Here is a 5,310-nt window from a genome sequence, read left to right on the forward strand (position 1 = left end):
CATGGACATGCTCAACCACCATTTCGCAGCAGCCGCCTGATCGGCGCAGAGCGACAGCCTACCTGTGACTGCCGCCAATCTTTGCAACAGAGCCGCCCCAAGCTTTCCTGCAATCGCTGCGATGCGATCAGCCAGGCACCAGCTCCCGCACTTCCCGTGCCGCGTGGCCGCGCTGGCCCCGGTCTGCTCGCCCATGTCGTCGTATCCAAGTTCGCCGACCACCTGCCGCTCTACCGCCAGTCGCAGATCTATACCCGCGAGGGCGTGGAGATCAGCCGTTCGACCATGGCCGACTGGCTGGGCCAGGTAAGCTGGCTGTTGCAGCCGCTGGTTAACCGGATCGCCGATCACGTCATGGCCAGCCCCAAGCTCCATGCCGACGACACGCCCGTTCCGGTTCTGGCGCCGGGCACCGGGAAGACACAAACCGGGCGATTATGGGTCTACCTGCGCGATAACCGGCGATGGAGCCACTTGGATAAGCCGGCTGCGCTGTTCCGCTACAGCCCCGATCGCAAGGGTGAGCGACCACGCGAGCATCTCAAGACCTTTGCAGGCTTCCTGCAGGCGGATGCCTATGCCGGCTTCGAGCGCCTCTACGCCAGTGACCGCGAGCCCGCGCCGATCACGCCAGTTGCCTGCTGGGCGCATGCCAGACGCAAGCTGAACGATGTCTATAAGGCGGATCCGAACTCGGCTGCGTTCCAAGGCTTGCACATGATCGGGGAGCTCTACGATGTCGAGCGGCAGATCGTGCGTGAGCCGGCGGATTTTCGTCGCAAGGCTCGTAAGCTCTCGAAGCTCAAGGCGCTGGATTTCTTCGCCTGGGCCGACGAGGTGCTGTCCAGGGCATCGGCCCGGTCACCGTTGGCCGACGCGCTGCGCTATGCGGCGAAGCTGAAGCCGCAACTGCTCGCCTACACCGACGACGGCAGGCTGGAGATCGACAACAATCCGGCGGAGAATGCCCTCAGGGGTATATGCCTTGGCAGGAAAAATTGGCTTTTTGCAGGCGCCGACTGCGGCGGGGAGCGCGCCGCTGCCATGTATTCACTGCTTGAAACGGCCAAACTCAATGGCGTCAATCCGCAGGAGTGGCTTGCCGATGTGCTTGATCGCATTGGCAAGGGGCATCCGATCAACCGGATCGATGAACTTCTGCCGTGGAGATGGCAGGCATCGCAGGTCTAAATCTGCTTGGAAGTGGTGTCGCTCCCAGCTTAATGTCATCTGCACCCGCCATTCCTATGAATACCAAGGCGTTATGATCGAGTTCTACACGTGATGATCGTTTTGAGATTGCGGAAAGTGACCGAAGCAGACCCGACGCGAGATTGGGTTCCGGCCGAACACTACGATATTGTCTTTGAAGGTGAGGTCGTCGGATCCATTCAACTTCGCCTTGGAAATACCGAATATATGCGGCTGTACGGTGGTCACGTTGGTTACGGCATCGAACCTCAGCATCGCGGTCATGGATATGCCGCCGCAGCACTCAAGGAACTGTCTTCAATCGCACAGCGCCATGGTTTTCAGGAAATCTGGATTACCTGTCGGCCTGATAATATTGCTTCGTGGCGTACTCTTGAAAAGGCCGGTGCGACCTATGAAGGAACGGTCGACGTTCCATTGGACAGCGATCTTTATGTGCGTGGAGATCTGCAAATGCGTCGGTATCGACTCGTGATTGGTGCGAAGGAAACGCTGCCTGCCGGGTAGATCGTTCGTGTCGGCCAAGGCCCCAAAAGGGGCGGTTACCAAGCGTGCGTGCGCCGCAAAGACGACCTACAGCGGACGCTTACCTTTCCACGCTATGCCCTCTATAAGCGCGACAGAACGCCCCCTTATTCAATGCGATGTTATGGCACGACCTAAACGACAGGAAGATCCATTGCTGCCGGTCCCGCTGCCAAAGCGGCGTCCGAGCCGCGCGAACACGCGCAACCTTGCTGCTTGGGTGAAACCTGAGCTTGCAGCTGAGATCAAGGGATTGGCTGAACGCGAGCAAACGTCTGTCGCGGCCCTGGTCGAAGAGGCGACGATCAATCTCTTGAAGACGCGCGGGATCGATTATCCTGACTATCTGCGCCATTACCGCAAAGCGGGATAAGTCCGCATCATAAGCGTGTGCACACGCTTATTCTTGCCAACTCCTGAAACTTGAGCCAGTTATGACCCGCTGATTCCGTCTTGGAGTCGGTGATTCATCTGTTGTGCGCGGGGTGGCTCCCCGTCTGCAACGGGCAACAAAAAACCCTCGCTTGGCTGAGCGAGGGCTGTTTGTGCCACCGAAGTGGGCGATTGCTTAACCCCTTTATCGGTGGCGCTGCGGCGAAAGTCAATCCTGAAAGCGTGCTTTCGGGAGCGATGGCGCTTGGCCTCGCGGGACCGACGAAGGGAGGTCCGCATGACCACTTCCATAGGCGCCGTGCTGCGTAGCACCGGCCTCGCCACGATCGACCGCGCCTTGCTTGCGCGTGCCGAAAAACCGCGCGTCAAAGTCTGGGCCGGCAGCATCGCCGTAGGCCACGAGAAGCGGGCCAAGGCTTACACGCCGATCCGCAATGCGCGCCAGATGCGCGAGATGATCGAAGCTGCAAAGCTCTACGAGCGGCAAACGCTTGCGCAGCGGCGAACGACCACACCGCGCGTTCGCAACGGCGCGATCGGACAGGCCGGCATCCAGATCATCGAGTTCCTGGCCCGCGTCATCGACTATAGCACCGGCGCGTTGTTCCCCAGCCTTCACACCATCATGGATGGAACCGGCCTGAGCAAGAATTGCGTCGTTCAGGCGCTTTCGCGCCTCAAAGACGCGCGCATTATCGACTGGTTCAGGCGCTACGAGCCGGTTCCCGACAACGAATCGCAAGGCGCTGGCCCGCGCATCAAGCAGGCCACAAACGCCTATCGCTTCCTCTTCCCCGCCTTTCTCTCGAAAATCTTCGCCGCTCGCCGGCGTCGCGGCGTCGCGGCCGATCCAGCGCCCGCTTGCGAACAGTATCGCCAGATCGAGGCGGCGCGCGACATGGAGCGCATGAGGGATCAGCTGCCCCTATGGGAGCTAACCCGCGAAGAGCGGGACAAGCGCGAGCTGAGGGACATTCTCGCCAGCTTGGGCGAAGCGATTGAGGCGAAAGAACGTGAGTCATCCGCAAGTGAAGATAACCGGCGGAGATATTTATATTGAATGGCCCTAGTCGGGCCATGCGCGATATTGGCATATATCCCGATCGTTTGCCCGCCTCCGTGAAATGTGTATAAATCCCAATGTCGGGATACCGTTGACGAAAGAAGTTCGATGCAGATGGACGTCGAAGCACGCGCACGTCAGATCGTAGCGGATATGGGCGGCCACTGGCGCGGCTCCTATGGCATGGTTTGCTGCCCAGCCCACAACGACCGCAATCCGTCGCTCCAAGTCACCCCCGGCAAGAAGGCTGTCCTGTTCAAATGTTGGGCCGGTTGCAGTCAGGAAGCCGTCTGGTCCGCGCTCAACAGCCGCAAAATCAATCGCCACACCAGCGGCGAAACGGTCGATCGCGCGCCCGAACCCTCGCGCCGGAAGCTCGCCCTGCAACTATGGGATTCCGCCGTGCCGATCGCAGGCACCGCGGCTGAACGCTATCTGCGTTCGCGCGCGATCGACCCGACCGGCCTCAAGGTGCGCTTCGCTCCGCGCTGCATCGTTGGTCCGCCCGACGCCCGCGAAGAGCATCCTGCCCTCCTTGTGCCGTTCGAGGCCGACGAAGGCATAATCGCCGTGCAGCGGATCTTGCTCGATCCAGCAACGGGCGAGAAACGCTACCATGCGGCGCTGCGCGAGGCGAAATTGACGCTCGGCCTGGTCCGACACGCCGCCATGCGGATCGGCGGCCAGCCAACCGGCGATGTTCTGCGCCTCGCGGAAGGCTTCGAGGAAGCCGTTTCCGTCACCCAGCTTAGTGACGGGAAATTCAAGGTGTGGGGCGCTGGCGGCATTCGCCGCTATGGCCTGATCGCGATCCCCGAACGCATCCGCAAAATCGTCATCTACTCGCAACACGGCCAGGAAGCCGCACAGGCCATAGAGGACGCGCGCGACCACCTCACTGCAAACGACCGCGAACTGAAAATCATCCTGCCGCCAGCCCCGGCGCCGATGGACTGGAACGACATTCTTCAGGAGAGAGCCAGGTGCTGATCCGAGGTTTCAAAAAATGGCCGCGAAATCAGCAAATCGCGTTGCCCATTCTCTCTGTTTTCGCTTTCGGCGCGCTGTTCAATCAGATGCAGGCGAGGAATAGCGAGCCGGTTTCGATCCACGTCGAGAACCCGCGCATTATCGACGGCGATACGCTCGAAACGCTCGACAAAAAGCGGGTGCGATTGTCGGGAATTGATGCGCCGGATGAGGACGGCAAGGGTAATGTGCCCAAGATCGCAGCGCAGCTCTATTTGGAAGAGCTGGTGAAGCAAAATGGCGGCATGGACTGCACGAGCGATTTTCAGGACGAAAAGCTGACGATCGAGCCGATATGCAACACGCGGCGGACAAGCTGGGGCCGGTCTAACCTGTCGTGCCGGTTTCGGTCGAATGGGGCATCTGTTTCGGCAACGATGGTGCGCCATGGATATGCCGTTGATTACAGGCAACATTCAGGGCTGGCGTATGCTCGTTTCATGAAAGACGCGGCCGATGAGCGACGAGGCCTTTGGGGTGTCGATTACGAGGCAATGAGGAATCTGGCGATCGAGAGGGGCCAGCTGCCGAACAAGTGCAAATGACCGGAGCCGGGAACCTGCCCTACTCCACCACACGGCTGCGCCGCGCGGCTCCACGGAGCCAGCAAAGCCGTCTCCGCCCATTCGGGTGACGGTCAGGGCTAGAAGGGAAGTTCAGCATGAATGACGCGACGCGAACGACGACGCAGGCCGCGCCCAGGCACAGCGTTTCGCCGCGCGTCGAGGCTTTCGCGGCATGGCTGATCGCCGCGCTCATTCTCGCAGGCGGCGGGATCGTCGCACGCCTGATCCTCGATTATCCGCAATTCCTGCCGAACAGCTATTTCGGCTTCCTGATTTACCGCGCTGGACCCACAATTGCCCTGCTATGGGCCTGTGTCGGCGCTGCGATCACGATCAATGCCGCGACGATACGCCTCATGCTCATGTCCGCCTTGTGTGCTTCTATCGTTGCGGTTCTCGCGCTCGCCATTCTCTAGCCGCTAAAAATGAGCGGCCCAGGGCCGCGCCTTGCCGGTGGTGGCAGCTGCCACCGGGGGGAACGCCAAGGGCACCCGCCCTTTCGTTCCCGAAGCATAATCGACA

Annotated in this window: 7 protein-coding genes; all 7 read left to right on the forward strand. The window is 60.5% G+C overall.

Features of this window, described 5'->3' with window-relative positions:
* On the forward strand, positions 1-1,191 hold a 1,191-nt coding region (gene tnpC, locus BHE75_RS22855), incomplete at its 5' end, for an IS66 family transposase (RefSeq protein ID WP_254684577.1).
* A 117-nt stretch (positions 1,192-1,308) separates the two neighbouring features.
* Entirely contained in the window at positions 1,309-1,719 is a 411-nt protein-coding gene (locus BHE75_RS23800) for a GNAT family N-acetyltransferase (protein WP_158011136.1), read from the forward strand.
* Positions 1,720-1,891: 172 nt separating this feature from the next.
* Positions 1,892-2,110, forward strand: coding sequence for a hypothetical protein (locus tag BHE75_RS22865; protein ID WP_226998743.1), 219 nt, complete (start codon positions 1,892-1,894; stop codon positions 2,108-2,110).
* A gap of 297 nt (positions 2,111-2,407) precedes the next feature.
* Entirely contained in the window at positions 2,408-3,190 is a 783-nt protein-coding gene (locus BHE75_RS22870; RefSeq protein ID WP_056379715.1) for a hypothetical protein, read from the forward strand.
* Positions 3,191-3,301: 111 nt separating this feature from the next.
* Entirely contained in the window at positions 3,302-4,183 is an 882-nt protein-coding gene (locus BHE75_RS22875; RefSeq protein ID WP_056379713.1) for a DUF7146 domain-containing protein, read from the forward strand.
* The gene (locus tag BHE75_RS22880) at positions 4,177-4,767 is read left to right on the forward strand and encodes a thermonuclease family protein (protein ID WP_020819817.1); all 591 of its coding nucleotides are present in this window, start codon (positions 4,177-4,179) and stop codon (positions 4,765-4,767) included. Before BHE75_RS22875 ends, BHE75_RS22880 begins: the two co-directional genes overlap by 7 nt.
* A gap of 116 nt (positions 4,768-4,883) precedes the next feature.
* Positions 4,884-5,204, forward strand: coding sequence for a hypothetical protein (locus BHE75_RS22885; RefSeq protein ID WP_056379711.1), 321 nt, complete (start codon positions 4,884-4,886; stop codon positions 5,202-5,204).
* Positions 5,205-5,310 lie beyond the last annotated feature (106 nt).

Source organism: Edaphosphingomonas haloaromaticamans, assembly GCF_001853345.1.
Lineage (GTDB): Bacteria > Pseudomonadota > Alphaproteobacteria > Sphingomonadales > Sphingomonadaceae > Sphingomonas_E > Sphingomonas_E fennica.

Excerpts from the sequence above, each read along its gene's own strand:
- BHE75_RS22870 (WP_056379715.1), top strand. The coding sequence starts at position 2,408 with ATGACCACTTCCATAGGCGCCGTGCTGCGTAGCACCGGCCTCGCCACG.
- BHE75_RS22885 (WP_056379711.1), top strand. The coding sequence starts at position 4,884 with ATGAATGACGCGACGCGAACGACGACGCAGGCCGCGCCCAGGCACAGC.
- BHE75_RS22875 (WP_056379713.1), top strand. The coding sequence starts at position 3,302 with ATGCAGATGGACGTCGAAGCACGCGCACGTCAGATCGTAGCGGATATG.